This window comes from Methylohalobius crimeensis 10Ki, assembly GCF_000421465.1.
GTDB classification, from domain to species: domain Bacteria; phylum Pseudomonadota; class Gammaproteobacteria; order Methylococcales; family Methylothermaceae; genus Methylohalobius; species Methylohalobius crimeensis.
This window is the reverse complement of sequence record NZ_ATXB01000001.1, coordinates 2,194,233-2,210,366: the sequence shown is the minus strand read 5'-3', so window position 1 is coordinate 2,210,366 and position 16,134 is coordinate 2,194,233. Positions and strand designations below refer to the sequence as shown.

At 57.7% G+C, this 16,134-nt stretch carries 16 protein-coding genes; 11 read left to right on the top strand and 5 right to left on the bottom strand.

The annotated features are described in order from the left end of the window. Positions 1-19: 19 nt before the first annotated feature. The gene (locus H035_RS0111005) at positions 20-928 is read right to left on the bottom strand and encodes a LysR family transcriptional regulator (RefSeq protein WP_022949027.1); all 909 of its coding nucleotides are present in this window, start codon (positions 926-928) and stop codon (positions 20-22) included. Positions 929-1,116: 188 nt separating this feature from the next. Between H035_RS0111005 and tkt the strand changes: the two genes are divergently transcribed. From tkt to H035_RS20845, 4 genes are all read left to right on the top strand, one after another. Next, on the top strand, positions 1,117-3,129 hold the full coding sequence (gene tkt, locus H035_RS0111000; protein ID WP_022949026.1) for a transketolase: 2,013 nt from the start codon (positions 1,117-1,119) through the stop codon (positions 3,127-3,129). Positions 3,130-3,152: 23 nt separating this feature from the next. Then, the gene (gene fba, locus H035_RS0110995; RefSeq protein WP_022949025.1) at positions 3,153-4,199 is read left to right on the top strand and encodes a class II fructose-bisphosphate aldolase; all 1,047 of its coding nucleotides are present in this window, start codon (positions 3,153-3,155) and stop codon (positions 4,197-4,199) included. 106 nt (positions 4,200-4,305) lie between these two features. Further along, positions 4,306-5,370: a class II fructose-bisphosphate aldolase gene (gene fba / locus H035_RS0110990; protein ID WP_022949024.1), complete on the top strand. Its 1,065-nt coding sequence runs from the start codon at positions 4,306-4,308 to the stop codon at positions 5,368-5,370. A 269-nt stretch (positions 5,371-5,639) separates the two neighbouring features. Continuing rightward, a complete protein-coding gene (locus tag H035_RS20845) occupies positions 5,640-7,640 on the top strand; it encodes a cyclic nucleotide-binding domain-containing protein (RefSeq protein ID WP_022949023.1) in 2,001 nt (666 codons plus the stop codon). A 42-nt stretch (positions 7,641-7,682) separates the two neighbouring features. Here H035_RS20845 and rpmG read toward each other — a convergent pair whose 3' ends face one another. Both rpmG and rpmB read right to left on the bottom strand, forming a co-directional pair. Then, positions 7,683-7,838, bottom strand: coding sequence for a 50S ribosomal protein L33 (gene rpmG / locus H035_RS0110980; RefSeq protein ID WP_022949022.1), 156 nt, complete (start codon positions 7,836-7,838; stop codon positions 7,683-7,685). Between the two features lie 23 nt (positions 7,839-7,861). Further along, entirely contained in the window at positions 7,862-8,098 is a 237-nt protein-coding gene (rpmB, locus tag H035_RS0110975; RefSeq protein WP_022949021.1) for a 50S ribosomal protein L28, read from the bottom strand. 143 nt (positions 8,099-8,241) lie between these two features. Between rpmB and gshB the strand changes: the two genes are divergently transcribed. From gshB to H035_RS0110940, 7 genes are read left to right on the top strand one after another with little or no spacing between them, the layout of a single operon-like run. Continuing rightward, positions 8,242-9,204, top strand: coding sequence for a glutathione synthase (gene gshB, locus H035_RS0110970; protein ID WP_022949020.1), 963 nt, complete (start codon positions 8,242-8,244; stop codon positions 9,202-9,204). Continuing rightward, the gene (locus H035_RS19330) at positions 9,201-10,112 is read left to right on the top strand and encodes an energy transducer TonB (protein WP_022949019.1); all 912 of its coding nucleotides are present in this window, start codon (positions 9,201-9,203) and stop codon (positions 10,110-10,112) included. Before gshB ends, H035_RS19330 begins: the two co-directional genes overlap by 4 nt. Before the next feature lie 16 nt (positions 10,113-10,128). After that, complete coding sequence (locus H035_RS0110960) at positions 10,129-10,698, top strand: YqgE/AlgH family protein (protein WP_022949018.1); 570 nt, start codon at positions 10,129-10,131, stop codon at positions 10,696-10,698. Then, positions 10,691-11,125 carry a Holliday junction resolvase RuvX gene (gene ruvX, locus H035_RS0110955; RefSeq protein ID WP_022949017.1) on the top strand — a complete coding sequence of 145 codons (435 nt, stop codon included), beginning with the start codon at positions 10,691-10,693 and terminating at the stop codon, positions 11,123-11,125. Before H035_RS0110960 ends, ruvX begins: the two co-directional genes overlap by 8 nt. Then, complete coding sequence (gene pyrR, locus H035_RS0110950; protein ID WP_022949016.1) at positions 11,122-11,658, top strand: bifunctional pyr operon transcriptional regulator/uracil phosphoribosyltransferase PyrR; 537 nt, start codon at positions 11,122-11,124, stop codon at positions 11,656-11,658. Before ruvX ends, pyrR begins: the two co-directional genes overlap by 4 nt. A gap of 2 nt (positions 11,659-11,660) precedes the next feature. Further along, a complete protein-coding gene (locus H035_RS0110945; RefSeq protein WP_022949015.1) occupies positions 11,661-12,623 on the top strand; it encodes an aspartate carbamoyltransferase catalytic subunit in 963 nt (320 codons plus the stop codon). Continuing rightward, positions 12,620-13,924: a dihydroorotase gene (locus tag H035_RS0110940; RefSeq protein WP_022949014.1), complete on the top strand. Its 1,305-nt coding sequence runs from the start codon at positions 12,620-12,622 to the stop codon at positions 13,922-13,924. The genes H035_RS0110945 and H035_RS0110940 overlap by 4 nt, the downstream gene beginning before the upstream one ends. A 27-nt stretch (positions 13,925-13,951) precedes the next feature. On the opposite strand, the gene H035_RS0110935 is transcribed toward H035_RS0110940, so the two are convergent. Continuing rightward, the gene (locus tag H035_RS0110935; RefSeq protein ID WP_022949013.1) at positions 13,952-15,070 is read right to left on the bottom strand and encodes a PilT/PilU family type 4a pilus ATPase; all 1,119 of its coding nucleotides are present in this window, start codon (positions 15,068-15,070) and stop codon (positions 13,952-13,954) included. 12 nt (positions 15,071-15,082) lie between these two features. Beyond that, positions 15,083-16,117 (bottom strand): type IV pilus twitching motility protein PilT, encoded by a 1,035-nt coding sequence (locus H035_RS0110930; RefSeq protein ID WP_022949012.1) that lies wholly within the window; start codon positions 16,115-16,117, stop codon positions 15,083-15,085. Between the last annotated feature and the right edge of the window lie 17 nt (positions 16,118-16,134).

The following is a 16,134-nucleotide window of genomic DNA, read 5'->3' as shown; positions in this document are numbered from 1 at the left end:
AGGGGGGCGCTTTTGTCTGCTATCCCCCGGTTTCCATGAGTTGCCAGGCGTTTTGTTGAACGAATTGCTTAAACGCCTGAGCGGCGCGCGATAGTTTCTTGCCGCTGCGGTGGGCAAGATACCATTTTCGAACGATTGGAAACGACTCCACATCCAAGACCGCCAAGCGCTTGTCTTGGAGTTCCCGTTGGATGGTATGCAAGGAAACGATTCCGAGCCCCAACCCCGCCTCCACCCCGTGAATGATGGCGGTGTTGGTGTTCATTTCCATGCTGCCGGTGATGGCGATCCCGCGGCGGTTGAAAAAAGCTTCGACGGCGCTGCGGGTGCCCGATCCCTCTTCCCGGATGAGAAAGGTCTGATTTTCCAGTTCGGCGAGGGGAATTCTTCGCCGCCGAGTAAGGGGATGGGCGTGGGGGGCGATCACTACCAGGGGATTGTCCATGAACGGTTCGGCGATCAGATCCCAGTCCGCCGGGGGTTTCCCCATCAAAGCCAGGTCGGTGGCGTTCTCCTCCAATAACTGCAATAGTCCCCTGCGGTTGGTGACTCTTAGATCGATTCGGACCTTGGGGTGCTTGCGGCAATGGCTGGCGAGCGCCCGAATCGCGAAATAGTGCACCGTGCTTACCACGGAAATCGTCAAGGTCCCCCCCTCGGTGCCTTTGAGGGCTTCCAGGGTTTGGCCGGTTTCCTCCAATTGAGCCGCGATGGTGCGGCTGAGGCGATAGATTTCTCGGCCGGCTTCGGTGAGAAACAGTCGTTTCCCCAGGCGTTCGAATAAGGGCAGGCCGACACTTTCCTCTAATTGCTTGATCTGCATGGAGACTGCCGGCTGGGTCAAGTATAATTCCTCGGCTGCCCGGGTGAAACTCATGCGCCGGGCGACTTTTTCGAAAACTTGCAACTGGCGTAAAGTGATATTCATACATCAATGTTATATCAATGCCGGTAGCAATAAGAATTTCTTATGTTTAATTGAAAAAACATTGACTGTTATTTATAACGGATTCCGGCTATAGTGCCAAGATTCGGGCTAAAATGTATCGGTTATTGCGCCTCTCTGGGAGAGGTGCTAGATGATCTTCGATGAATAAACGATAAGGGAGGGAGAATATGCCTTCACGCCGAGAGCTTGCAAATGCCGTCCGCGCCCTGTCCATGGACGCGGTTCAACAAGCAAAGTCCGGACATCCGGGCGCGCCGATGGGTATGGCGGATATCGCCGAAGTGCTTTGGAACGACTATCTGCGCCACAACCCCGGTAATCCGAAGTGGGCCAACCGCGACCGGTTTGTCCTGTCCAACGGCCATGGTTCGATGCTGGTCTACTCGCTTTTGCATCTGACCGGTTACGACCTGCCGTTGGAAGAGCTCAAGAATTTCCGTCAACTGCACTCCAAAACGCCGGGTCACCCCGAGTACGGTTATGCCCCCGGCGTGGAAACCACCACCGGCCCGCTGGGGCAGGGGATCGCCAATGCCGTCGGTATGGCCCTGGCGGAAAAGATTTTGGCTGCGCAATTCAACCGCGATGCCCACAACATTATCGACCATTATACGTATGCTTTCCTGGGCGACGGCTGCATGATGGAAGGGGTTTCCCATGAGTCCTGCGCCTTGGCCGGCACCTTGAAGCTGGGTAAATTGGTGGCCTTCTGGGACGACAACGGCATCTCCATCGACGGTGAAGTGGAAGGTTGGTTCGCCGACGATACGCCCAAGCGGTTCGAAGCTTATGGTTGGCACGTGGTGCGCGGTGTGGACGGTCACAGCGCCGACGCCGTCAAAGCGGCCATCGAGGAGGCCCGCAGCGTCACCGACAAACCCACTCTGATCTGCTGCAAAACCATCATCGGCTACGGTTCCCCCAACAAGCAAGGGAAGGAAGAATGTCACGGTGCCCCCTTGGGTGACGATGAAATCAACTTGGCGCGAGAAGTGTTGGGTTGGAATCACCCGCCTTTCGAGGTGCCGCAGGAAATTTACGCAGGCTGGGACGCGCGCGAAAAAGGCGCCGAGTGGGAAAAGGAATGGCAGCAACGGATGGAAGCGTATCGGGCGGATTATCCCGAGTTGGCCGCGGAGCTGGAACGCCGGCTCAAGGGCGAGCTTCCCAAGGATTGGTCCCAGATCGCCCAGGCCTATATCGCCGAGGTGGATTCCAAGGCCGAAACCGTGGCTACCCGCAAGGCTTCCCAGGCCGCTTTGAATGCCTATGCTCCGAGCTTGCCGGAATTCTTGGGCGGTTCGGCCGACTTGACCGGTTCCAACAACACTAACTGGAAAGGCTGCAAGGTTCTGAACTATCCGGGCAACAGCCATGAGGACGGCAATTACATCCATTATGGCGTGCGGGAGTTCGGCATGGCCGCGCTTATGAACGGGATTGCGCTGCACGGCGGTTTCCGGCCGTACGGCGGGACCTTCGAAATTTTCTCAGACTACGCCCGCAACGGTATCCGCATGTCGGCGCTGATGAAGCTGCCGGTGATCTACGTGCTGACCCACGATTCCATCGGTCTCGGGGAAGACGGCCCCACCCACCAACCGGTGGAACAGCACGCTTCCTTGCGCCTCATTCCCAATCTGCATTTCTGGCGCCCGGGAGACGTGGTGGAAACGGCGGTCGCATGGCGCGATGCGGTCAACCGTCAGGACGGTCCCTCCGCGATGGCCTTGACCCGTCAAGGCATTCCGCATTTGGAGCGGACGCCGGAACAGATCGAAGCCATCAGCCAAGGCGGATATATCCTTCGGGAATGCGAGGGCAAGCCGGACGCGATCATCATCGCCACCGGTTCCGAGGTCCATCTGGCCGACGAAGCGGCCAAGCAGCTGGGTGCGGAAGGTAAGAAAGTCCGGGTCGTCTCCATGCCCTGCGCGGACATTTTCGAAGCCCAGAGCTCGGCATATAAGGAATCGGTATTGCCCGCCGATGTCACCGCCCGGGTGGCGGTGGAAGCCGGCGCCACCGATGGCTGGTACAAATATGTGGGGCTCGGTGGTAAGGTGATCGGCCTCGACCGGTTTGGCGAATCGGCGCCCGGCGGCCTGCTGATGAAAGAATTCGGCTTCACCGTGGACAACGTCGTCAAAACGGTCAACGAGGTTCTCGCAAACCAATAAACGTTTAGAGAAGGAGGTTGGTTATGGCACTCATTACCTTAAGGCAATTGCTCGATCATGCCGCGGAAAACGGCTACGGTGTGCCGTCCTTCAATATCAACAACATGGAGCAGGTGCATTCCATCATGGAAGCGGCGGCGGAGGTCGACAGTCCGGTGCTTATGCAAGTATCGGCCGGGGCCCGCAAGTATGCCGGGGAGACCTTTATTCGTCATATGGTGCATGCGGCGCTGGAGCAGTGGCCTCATATTCCCGTGGTCCTGCACCAGGACCACGGCGCCGATCCCGGCGTGTGCGCACGTTCGATCCAGTCCGGATTCACTTCGGTGATGATGGACGGTTCCTTGATGCCGGATATGAAAACGCCCTCCAGTTACGAATACAACCTGGAAGTGACTTCCAAGGTGGTGGAGATGGCCCACGCCTGCGGGGTTTCGGTGGAAGGCGAGCTGGGATGTCTGGGATCCTTGGAAACCATGAAATCGGATAAGGGCGACGAGCTCACCGAAGACATGCTCCTGACCGACCCGGAGCAAGCCGCCGATTTCGTCAAGCAGACCAAGGTGGATGCCTTGGCGGTCGCCATCGGCACCAGTCACGGGGCGTACAAATTCACCAAGCCGCCGACGGGAGAAGTCCTGGCGATCGACCGGATCAAGGCGATCCACGCCCGGATCCCGGATACCCATCTGGTGATGCACGGTTCTTCCTCGGTGCCTCAGGAATGGGTCAAGACGATCCACGAGTACGGCGGAGACATCGGCGAAGCCTACGGGGTACCGGTGGAAGAAGTGGTCGAAGGCATCAAGCACGGCGTGCGCAAGGTGAATATCGACACCGATCTGCGTCTGGCATCCACCGGCGCGATGCGCAAGCTGATGGCGGAAAATCCCAAGCAGTTCGATCCGCGCAAGATATTCGCGGCGGCCACCCAGGCCATGAAGGATATCTGCAAGGCGCGTTACGAAGCCTTCGGTTGCGCGGGGAATGCATCCAAGATCAAACCCGTTCTCATCGACGATGTGGTCAAGCGCTATGCCGCCGGTGACTTGGATCCCCGCATCAAGTAACCCAGCGCGACTTACCCCCTATCTCCGGGTGCGTCTTGCACCCGGAGCCTATCTTAAAAGCGAATGCCTGGACTCAGGCAATCACTCAATCAACGAGGAAATTTGAATGGCACTTATCACCCTTAGACAATTACTCGATCATGCCGCCGAGAACGGCTATGGCGTGCCGGCATTCAACGTGAACAACATGGAGCAGGTGCATTCCATCATGGACGCGGCGTCCGAAGTGGATAGCCCGGTGATCATGCAGGCTTCGGCCGGCGCGCGCAAATACGCGGGCGAGCCGTTTTTGCGCCATCTGATTGTGGCGGCGTTAGAGCAGTGGCCCGATGTTCCCGTGGTGCTGCACCAGGACCACGGCGCCGACCCCGGCGTGTGCGCGCGCTCGATCCAATCCGGATTCAGCTCGGTGATGATGGACGGCTCCCTGATGCCGGACGCCAAGACCCCGGCTTCCTACGAATACAACGTGGAAGTGACCGCCAAAGTGGTGGAAATGGCCCATTCCTGCGGCGTCTCGGTGGAAGGCGAACTGGGTTGCCTGGGATCGCTGGAAACCATGCAGGCGGGCAAGGAAGACGGCGTCGGCGCGGAAGGTCAACTGACCAAGGAGATGCTTCTCACCGACCCCAATGAGGCGGCCGATTTCGTCAAAAAAACCAAGGTGGATGCCCTGGCGATCGCTATCGGCACCAGCCACGGCGCGTACAAGTTTACCCGTCCGCCGACGGGCGATATTCTTGCCATCGACCGCATCAAGGAAATCCATGCGCGGATTCCCGACACCCACCTGGTGATGCACGGCTCCTCTTCGGTGCCGCAGGATTGGCTGGAAATCATCAATGCCTATGGCGGCGACATGGGGCAGACTTACGGGGTCCCCGTGGAAGAAGTGGTCGAAGGCATCAAGCACGGGGTACGCAAGGTGAACATCGATACCGATTTGCGGATGGCCTCCACGGGGGCGATGCGCAAATTCATGGCGGAAAACCCCAAGCAGTTCGACCCGCGCAAGATCTTTGCCGTGGCGACTCAAGCCATGAAGGAAATCTGCAAGGCGCGCTATGAGGCTTTCGGTTGCGCCGGTAACGGCTCCAAAATCAAGCCGATCAACCTGGAAGATACCTATAAAAAGTATGCTTCCGGTGAACTGGATCCGAAAGTGCGCTAATATCCCGTTTTTTAGGAATTTTGCAAGTCGGATGAGGGCGTCTTCGGACGCCCTCTTTGTTTTTGGTGACGGAGTCCTGAAATTTTCGTAAAAAGTGGATGTCTCTTTTAATGCTAGGCTAGATTTACCTGCAAGGGCATTATTATTAAGGGGGGAGGTTAAATCTTTCCCCGCCGGACACCACGTGAGTTCCGGGTTTGATTAAAAATTTCATTGTCAGTCAGCGATGAAAAAATAACGAGATGCTGCAAGGGAGGAGCACGGATTAGGTGAGCACCCTATCCGAATTGTATCCGTATGTACGGCGTTTGATTCCATTGCATTTATTGCCTCAAGCTCGCTGCGAACAGTTGTGTAAGCAGTTGGCGATCAATGAGGCGGCCCCGGGAGAAGTCCTTTTTCAGCGGGGAGAAGAGGATCCGGATTGGATTTATCTTCTGGAAGGGGAAGTGGCATTGGAAGCGGATGGAATCCTCATGGAGCAAGTTAGCGGCGCCAGCGACGCCGCCCGTTTTCCACTCGCCCATCAAGTGCCGCGAAAACTGGCGGCCAGAGCGCTGACGGAGCTTCGCTATATTCGTATCGATCATCGACGCTTGAAGCCTATGGAACATTATCAAGACGAGGAAATGCAGTCCCAGCCGGAAAAAGAAATGGAAGAAACCACCGACTGGATGACCAAATTATTTAAATCGCCGATATTTCAACGCCTGCCGGCGAGTAATCTGCAAAAAGTGCTCTCGCGCTTGCAAGAAATGGAAGTCAGTCGTGGGGAGAAAGTCATCGCTCAAGGCGATTACGGAGACGCGCTCTATATTCTCCGAGCCGGTAAATGCCGGGTAACCCGCAGGCCACATCCCAACGCGCGCGAGATTAAATTGGCGGAATTCCGGCCGGGAGATATGTTCGGCGAGGATGCATTGCTTTCCGGGCAGCCCCGGGCGGTGGATGTGACCATGCTCACCGATGGCGTCGTGATGCGCTTGGAAAAGGACGATTTTTTGTCTTTGGTGGTGGAGCCGGTATTGGAGAAGGTCAGTTTCGAGTCGGCCTTTCGCGAGGTGGAACAGGGAGCGGTCTGGTTGGATGTGCGCGATAGCGAGAGTTATCGGCGCAATCATCTGGAGGGAAGCCTCAATATTCCCTTCTTTTCCCTGAGAATGCAATTGGGCGGACTGCAACGTCAACGCCGGTATATTTTGGTGTGCGATCAGGGGGGGGTGAGCGTTGCGGCGACTTTCCTCCTGTTGCGTTTCGGTTTCGAAGCCGCGGCGTTGACGGGCGGATTGACCAACGTACCGGAAAAGTGCTTGCAGGAAGAAGGTCGGTCCTTCAATGACCGAATGGATGATTCGGAAACCGCCGCAACCATCGCCTTTTCTCCGGTGGTTGAGGAGAAAGGGGAGGCCGGCAAGATTGTTCAGGAAAGCTCGGAACCTGCCGCCGATGATATCTTGGAGAAGGAGACGCAAGAAGACGTGGTCTCCCGATTCGAGCTTGAAGGTAATCGAAATGACGATGCGCTTAGAGAGAGAAAAAAAGCGCGCGAGCAAGGACAGGCACCACCGCCGGCAAGTGTTTCGGATCAAAAATTGAAGGCGGAAATAAAAGGCTTGCGGCGAGAAAAGGAGGAATTGGAAACAACAACTAAAACCTTGCGTCGCCGGATATCGGATTTGGAGGAAGTGATCCGCCAGTATTGGGAAGCAGCCCAAGCCGAGGATGAGAACGAGGTCATTCAAGCCTTGCAGAGCGAGCTTGCCATGGTGCGCGAGCAAGCGGACGAGGATGTGACCGCCATGCGCCGCCAGGTGGAAGCAAGCCGCCAAGAATGCGATCGCCTAAGAAAGGAGATGGAATCAACCCATTCGACGGCCGCCTTGCCGTCCGGATTGGTACCGGTGAATCCCGAGAAGCTACCGCTTAATCCGCCGCCCCCATCCATTCGGCACGCTTCCGGTCACTGGTTTTCTCAAGCCTTGTGGTTGTTGGTGGGCGTGTTGATAAGCCTGGCGGGATTGGGAATTGGCTTGCAAACCGAGAGCGGTCGCCATTGGTTGCAGGGATGGGGGCAGGCGGATAGTGCGGCTGTGTCTGAGCCGCCGGCGCGAAGTGAGAGCGCAAAAATTGAGGCGCCGGCTGAGGTGGAAGATTCGAATTTGTTCGCCGATGATGCGGCGCAAACGACGCCGGAATACGGAGCGCCTGTCCAGTCGCTGGGCGAGGAAGAGGGCGCGGCGACGGAAACGGGGGAGCTATTCGCTCAATAACAAACAGTCTCCCCCGCAACCTGGGAGCTGCGGGGGAGAAAATTATTTGATTTTGGCTTCTTTAAAAACCACGTGTTTGCGAACCACCGGATCGTATTTTTTGAATTCCAGCTTGTCGGGCGTGGTGCGCTTGTTTTTGGTGGTGGTGTAGTAATAGCCGGTACCGGCTGTCGAGACGAGCTTGATTTTATCCCGCATGCTATGTGACCTCTGAAGGTAAGTTAGATCTTGATGCCGCGCTGACGCATGTCGGCCAGCACCACGTCAATGCCTTTTTTGTCGATGATGCGCATACCTTGGCTGGAGATCCGCAGTTTAACCCAGCGGTTCTCGCTTTCCACCCAAAACCGGTGCTCGTGCAGATTGGGCAAAAAACGCCGCTTGGTTTTATTGTTGGCATGGGACACATTGTTGCCGGTAATGGGTCGTTTGCCCGTTACTTGACACACTCTGGACATGGTTTAACCCCGATCTATCCAATGAATTTAAACGGTGAATTTTAACCCAAATGCGACGTTTCGGCAAAAAAGGATGATACCATTTCCATTTGCATCCAATCTTAAGCCAAATCGATTGAAATCAGCGGAGGCAAAGTTCCTTCATGGCCACCAGCTCAAATATAGAACTCGGCGTTGTCATGGATCCCATCGGGGAGATCAAAGTTCATAAAGACACCACCTTCGCCTTGCTGCTCGAAGCCCAGGCGCGGAGTTGGGATTTATTTTATATGGAAATGAATGACCTTTACCTCCGCGACGGTCGAACTTATGCGCGCATGCGCCGTCTTTCCCTCCAACGCGATGCGCAGCGATGGTATTCCTTCGAGGAAGAATGCGAGCGTCCGCTGGATGATTTGGATGTGATCTTGATGCGCAAGGATCCTCCCTTCGATCAAGAATACATTTATGCGACCTATTTGCTTGAATGCGCCGAGCAGCGCGGTACGCTGGTGGTGAACAAGCCCCGCTCCTTGCGGGACGCCAATGAAAAACTCTTCACCGCTTGGTTTCCCCAGTGTTGCGCACCCACCTTGGTGTCTCGCGATGTGCGGCAATTCCGGCAATTTTTGCGCGAGCAGGGGGAGATCATCCTCAAACCGTTGGATGGCATGGGAGGAGCTTCGATTTTCTACTTGCATCCCGATGATCCCAACTTCAGTGTCGTTATGGAGTTGATGACCGCCCATGGCCGCCGGTTCGTGATGGCGCAAAAATACCTGCCGGAAATCGCGGCCGGCGACAAGCGTATTCTGTTGATTAACGGAGAGCCGGTTCCCCATGCTCTGGCGAGAGTGCCGGCGTCGGGGGAATTACGGGGCAATCTGGCCGCCGGCGGACGGGCCGAGGGGCGGGCCTTGACCGACCGCGACCGCTGGATTTGCGCCCAGGTGGGGCCGCAGTTGCGCGAGCGTGGTTTGATCTTCGTCGGTATCGACGTAATCGGCGACTATCTCACCGAAATCAATGTGACGAGCCCCACTTGCGTTCAGGAATTGGATAAACTATTCAAATTAAATATCAGTGCTCAGTTGATGAATGAAATCGAAGGATTGCTTAAGCGATGACCCAAGGGACCTTCGGCAGTCCGTCCGATCGAATGTTGGTCGCGGTCCTCGTGGCCTTGGTGGTGCATGCCGGGTTGATTTTCGGTATCCGTTTCCGCATGCCCGATATTCCCAAAATCGAGCGCACCTTGGATATCGAATTGATTGCCCAACCCGATACCAAGCGGCCCGACAAGGCGGACTATTTGGCCCAGAGCGACAGCGAGGGAGAGGGGAAACCTCTGGCTAAGCCGTCTCGTCCGGTTCAACCATCAGAGTTTGGACGGTCGGCGGAAGCGACGGCGTCTTCCCGCAGGGAACCGCCTACCAAGCCGAGCGGGCAGCCGGCTGAAAAGCATCACACAAATCCCGGTGACGAACCGGCGGAGGCAGATCTGCAGAACAATTCCCATTTGACCCAGGCGCAAGCGGATGCCGCCTTGCCTCACGATGGTCAGCCCACGGAAGCGGCAAGCGAGCCCCATCTGGACCGGCGCCTCTTGGCCCGCCAGATCGCCGAACTGGGTGTCGCAGCCACGCAGCCGGTGCGATATTCCCCTAACGAGCGGGTGGTGCCGATTCGTGAGCTCATCAGCGCCCACAAATACGTTGCCGCCGCCTATGAGCGGGCGTGGCAGGAGAAGGTGGAGCGGATCGGCAACTTGAATTATCCCGATGAGGCGCGGCGCAAGGGGTTGTCCGGCTCCCTGGTAGTCAGCGTGTGGGTGAGCAGGGAAGGCAAGATGGAAAAAATCAAAATTCTCCGTTCTTCGGGACATCGCGTGCTGGACGATGCGGCGATCCGGATCATGCGGTTGGCCGCGCCGTTTTCTCCTTTTCCCGACGAATTGGCGGCCCAGGCGGATGAGATCGTCATTACCCGTACCTGGAAGTTTTACAATGAGGCGGGTCTGGCCATGGACCGTTGACAGATTCGAGGGTGATATGACGCAACACGACCATACTTATTTAACCGGGCAGTTTCTCATTGCCATGCCGACACTGGAGGACCCGAACTTTTCCCATTCGGTGACCTATTTATGCCAGCATAGCGCTCAGGGGGCGTTGGGAATCGTCATTTCCAGGCCCCTGGAGATGCGCCTTGCGGATATTCTCGACTCCATGCAAATTCCCGCTCAAAACACCGCCGTTGCCGACCAACCGGTGTATCTCGGCGGGCCGGTTCAGCCGGAACGCGGTTTCGTCCTCCATAGCCCCGTGGGCGATTGGGAAGGCACCTTGGCGATCAATGACGAGATCGGATTGACCACATCTCGCGACATCTTGGAAGCGATTGCCGCCGGCGGTGGGCCGGAGAAAAATTTGATCGCCCTGGGCTACGCCGGTTGGGGGGAAGGGCAGTTGGAGCAGGAAATGCTCGATAACGCCTGGCTCAACGTACCCGCCGCATCCGATATTTTATTCGATCTTCCACCGATTCAGCGTTGGCGGGCCGCCGCCGGCCGCTTGGGGATCGATCTCGATCTTTTATCCTCGCAGGCCGGTCATGGATAAGCGTGGTACTTATTTGGGTTTCGATTACGGCACCCATAAAATCGGGGTGGCGGTGGGGCAGCGGATTACCGGGACGGCTTCCCCTTTGGAAACCATCCGTTCGGAAAAGAAAAGCGTCCGCTGGGAAGCCATCGACCGCCTGGTGAATACTTGGTGCCCCGACGGATTGATCGTGGGGATCGCCTGTCAGCCCGACGGCCAGGACAACCCCATCACGCCCTTGATGCGCAAATTTTGCCGTCAATTGGAGGCCCGCTATCAGGTGCCGGTCTATCCGGTGGATGAACACCTGACCAGCTTCGAATCCCGGCGCCTGTTGTTCGACGAAGTCAATCTGCGAGCCCGCAAGGTCCAAGAATTCAACGATCAGGTGGCGGCCAAGCTGATTTTGCAAACCTGGCTCAACCATCGCGAACACGCGGCATGAAAACGGCGTCGATCGGTATCGGGGGTGAGGTAAGGGAGTGGGATGTACAGGCGCCGTTGGCGGCATTGGAAGCTTGCCTGCGCAGGCAGATCGATATGCGCCAAATGGACAATCCTTTGATCGTGGGCATTCATACCGGCGGCGTGTGGGTTGCCGAATGGTTGCGTAAGCGCTTGGGGGTCGCCGAGGCCATCGGCCAATTGAACATTTCTTTCTACCGGGACGATTTTTCCCGGATCGGGATGCATCCCGAGGTTCGCCCCAGTCGTTTGCCCAACACCGAGGATCGGAATATCATCCTGGTGGATGACGTCCTGTATACCGGCCGCACCGTCCGCGCGGCACTCAATGAGCTGTTCGATTACGGGCGTCCCCGGCAGGTGGTGCTCGGCGTGTTGCTCGACCGCAACGGCCGCGAATTGCCCGTCCAGGCAGAATGCGCCGGCGCCCGGATCGAGCTGCCGCCGGGACAGCGTATCAAACTGACCGGTCCCGAGCCCTTACGTCTGGAATTGTTCTCTGGCGGCGCTTGAACATGGGAGACGAGGATTTGCAACTGGACCAGCAGGGACGGCTGCGTCACTTTCTGACGCTCGAAGCCTTGAGTCGGGAATGGTTGACGCGGATCATGGATACCGCCGAATCCTTCGGCAGCGTCACCGAGCAAAAGGTTAAAAAAGTCCCGCTTTTGCGCGGCAAAACCGTGGTCAATCTGTTTTTCGAGACCAGCACCCGCACCCGCACCACCTTCGAATTAGCGGCCAAACGCTTATCCGCGGACGTGCTCAATCTGAACGTCGCCGTCTCCGCCACCGCCAAGGGGGAAAGTTTGCTCGACACGATCCGCAATCTGGAGGCGATGTTCGTGGATATGTTCGTGGTCCGCCACGCCGACAGCGGCGCGGCCCATTTCATCGCCCGCCACGTGGCGCCCCACATCAGTGTCATCAACGCCGGCGACGGCCGCCACGCGCACCCCACTCAGGCCTTGTTGGATGTTTTCACCATCCGCCGGCACAAACCGGATTTCGAATCCCTCAAGGTGGCCATCGTCGGCGATATTCTGCATTCGCGAGTGGCCCGTTCTCAGATTCACGCCTTGAAAACCTTGGGAGTCCCCGAAGTGCGGGTAATCGCGCCGCGCACCTTGTTACCGGTGGCGGTGGAAGATTTGGGCGCCGAGCCTTATTGCGATCTGGATGCCGGTCTGGAAGACGTGGATGTGGTGATCATGCTCCGCCTGCAAAGAGAGCGGATGCAAGGTGCCTTGTTGCCGAGCGAGCACGAATATTATCAGTGTTTCGGTCTGACCCAGGCACGCCTTGAGCGCGCCAAGCCGGATTGCTTGGTGATGCATCCGGGGCCGATCAATCGCGGCGTGGAGATGGCGTCGGATGTGGCCGACGGGGTTCATTCGGTGATTCTGGAACAAGTCAGTCACGGGATTGGCATCCGAATGGCGGTGATGGCGCTGGCGATGGGGGCGGTTCAGGTATGAGCCAACGGATCGCCATCGTGGAAGGTCGCTTGCTGGACCCGGCCAGCGATTCGGAACAAACGGGAATGGGCAGTGAGCTGCCTAAGGGCGGCGTTTATGTCGCGGATGGGCGAATCATCGCGGTTGGGGATCAGCCTGTCGGATTTCAAGCGGACGAGATTCTGGATGCCGAAGGCAGTGTCATCAGCCCCGGGTTTATTGATTTGTCCGTATTCTTAGGGGAACCGGGTTACGAACACAAGGCGACCGTCGCCACCGAGACCGCCGCGGCGGCCAAGGCGGGGATCACGACGCTCTGTTGTTCTCCGGAGACCGATCCGGTCATCGACACGCCGGCGGTGGTGGAGCTGATTCGGGAGCGGGCGGAACTTTCCAATAGGGCTAAGGTGGTGGTGGTAGGGGCCCTCACCCGGGGCTTGGCAGGGGAGCTGTTGAGTGAAATGCACGCACTTAAGCTTGCCGGTTGTATGGCGGTGAGCAACGGTCGTCGCCCCTTGGCCAATCCCATGATTTGGCGACGAGCCTTGGAATATGCCGCCACCTACGGCTTGCCGGCGATCGTCCGGCCCCAGGAACGTTGGTTGTCGGCGGGGGGGTGCGTCCATGAAGGCGCAGTGGCGACCCGCTTGGGCTTGCCGGGCATTCCGGCGAGCGCTGAAACCGTCGCGGTCGCTCAGATCCTGGCCTTGGTGGAGGACATTGGGGCGCAGGTGCATTTTGCCTGTCTAAGCACTCGTTCCGCGACGGGAATGATCGCCGCGGCCAAGCAGCAAGGGTTGCCGGTAAGCGCCGATGTGGCGGCTCATCAATTGCATTTGACCGAAGCTGCCGTCGAAGGCTTCGATCCCCTTGCGCACGTCCAACCCCCGCTGCGATCCGCCGTGGATCGAGACGGTCTACGGGAGGCGGTGGCCGCGGGGGCGGTGACGGCGATCTGCAGCGACCATCAACCCCATGAGGCGGATGCGAAACGGGATGTGTTCGCGGCCACCGAGCCCGGCATCGCGGGTTTGGAGATTTTGCTTCCCTTGACCCTTCGCTTGGTGGACGAGGGCGTCTTGTCCCTTTCCCAGGCGATCGCCCGCTTGACCATCGGACCGGCACAGGCCTTGGGCTTGGCCGGGGGGAGGTTGACCGCCGGTGCGCCTGCCGACCTGTGTGTGTTCGACCCCGGAGTGCTCTGGGAGGTGGGAGAAACCACCTGGCTCAGCCAGGGGCGTAATACGCCTTACTGGGGACAACCCATGAAGGGCAGGGTGCGTTATACCCTGGTCGACGGTCGGGTGGTTTATCGGAGCTGACGTGAACAATTTTTGTAGGGGCTGCCCCTACTCGTCGTCCACCAGATCCATCTTATCCAGTTCGCCGTATTGGCCGGCTCCGCCGTCGGCGCCCAGTTTGATCATCAAGCGTACTTCATTGCGCGAATCGGCGGCATTGAGGGCATCTTCGTAGCCGATTTTGCCTTCCCGGTAAAGGTCGTACAGGCATTGATCGAAAGTTTGCATGCCTTGTTCCCGAGACCGCTTCATCAAGTCCTTGAGTTTATGGATCTCTCCCTTGCGAATCAGGTCCGAGGCCAGCGGCGTATTGATGAGAATCTCCACCGCCGGATACCGGCCTTCACTGTCAGCCCGCCGAATCAATTGTTGGGCGACGATGGCCTTGAGGTTCAAGGACAAGTCCATGAATAGCTGGTCGTGCATGTCTTCGGGAAAGAAATGCAGAATCCGGTCCAGGGCCTGGTTGGCGTTGTTGGCATGGAGTGTGGTTAGACACAAATGCCCGGTTTCGGCGAAAGTGATGGCGTGCTGCATGGTTTCGCGGGTTCTGACCTCGCCGATCAGGATGACGTCCGGGGCTTGGCGGAGGGTGTTTTTGAGCGCCACTTGGTAGGACTCGGTATCGGTGCCCACTTCCCGCTGGGTAACGATGCAACCGGCGTGTTGGTGGGTGTATTCGATCGGGTCTTCGATGGTGATGATGTGGCCCGAGCTTTGGTGGTTGCGGTGTTTGAGCATCGCCGCCAATGAGGTGGATTTACCGGTGCCGGTGGCGCCGACGAAGATGATCAGGCCGCGCTTGGTCATGGCCAATTCCTTGAGGACCGGCGGAAGATGCAGTTCCTCCACTTCCGGAATGTAGTCCTGGATCCGACGGATAACCATGGCCGGGCTGCTGCGCTGGTAGTAGGCGCTGACCCGGAAGCGGGCTAAATCCTTCACCGCGATGGCGAAATTGCATTCGCGCGCGTTCTCGAACTCGTCGCGTTGACGTGTATCCATGGCACCCAACACCAATTCCCGGGCCATCGGTTCGCTAAGGCTCTTGGGGCTGATCGGTTCCACCTTGCCGTTGACCTTCATGCACGGCGGCCGGCCGGCGATGACGAACAAGTCGGAAGCTTTCTTGTGGACCATGAGAGTGAGCAAAGATTCGACGTTCATGAGGCGACCTCTTTAGAATGCAGCTTTGTTGACGGCCTTGATCCGGGCGCTTTGGCGGGAGATGAGCCCTTTCTCCACCAGCTCCTGAAGGTGCTGATCGAGGGTTTGCATGCCTTCCTTGCGGCCGGTTTGAATGGCCGAGTACATTTGCGCCACTTTGTCCTCGCGGATCAGGTTGCGGATGGCGGAGGTGCCCACCATGATTTCCCACGCCGCGGTCCGGCCGCCGCCGATTTTCTTGAGCAGGGTCTGGGCGATGACCGCCTGAAGGGATTCGGACAGCATGGAGCGGATCATCGCTTTTTCCGCGGCGGGAAAGACGTCGATGATGCGGTCGATGGTTTTGGCCGCCGACGAGGTGTGCAGGGTGCCGAATACCAAGTGGCCGGTTTCGGCCGCGGTCAAGGCCAAGCGGATGGTTTCCAAGTCCCGCAATTCCCCCACCAGAATGACATCCGGGTCTTCGCGCAGGGCCGAGCGCAAGGCCTCGTTGAAACCCAAGGTGTCGCGGTGAACTTCGCGTTGATTGATGAGGGACTTCTTGCTTTGATGCACGAATTCGATCGGATCCTCGATGGTGAGAATATGAGAGTAATTGTTGGAGTTGACATGGTCGATCATCGCCGCCAGGGTGGTCGACTTACCCGAGCCGGTAGGGCCGGTGACCAAAATTAGTCCGCGCGGCTTTTGGGTAACTTCGCGAAAAAAAGTCGGACAACCCAAATCGTCCAGAGTCAGTACTTTGGAAGGGATGGTCCGAAACACCGATCCGGCGCCCCGGTCCTGATGAAACGCGTTGACACGAAACCGGGCGACGCCGGGCAGATCGAAGGAAAAGTCGGTTTCCAAAAATTCTTCATAATCGCGGCGCTGCTTATCGTTCATGATATCGTAGATCAGCGCGTGGACTTCCTTATGCTCCAGAGGCGGTACGTTGATCCGGCGGACGTCCCCGTCCACCCGAATCATGGGAGGAAGCCCGGCGGACAAGTGCAAGTCCGAGGCATTGTTTTTGACCGAGAAAGCAAGCAGTTCTGCAATGTCCATGGAAGATCCTTGTAGTG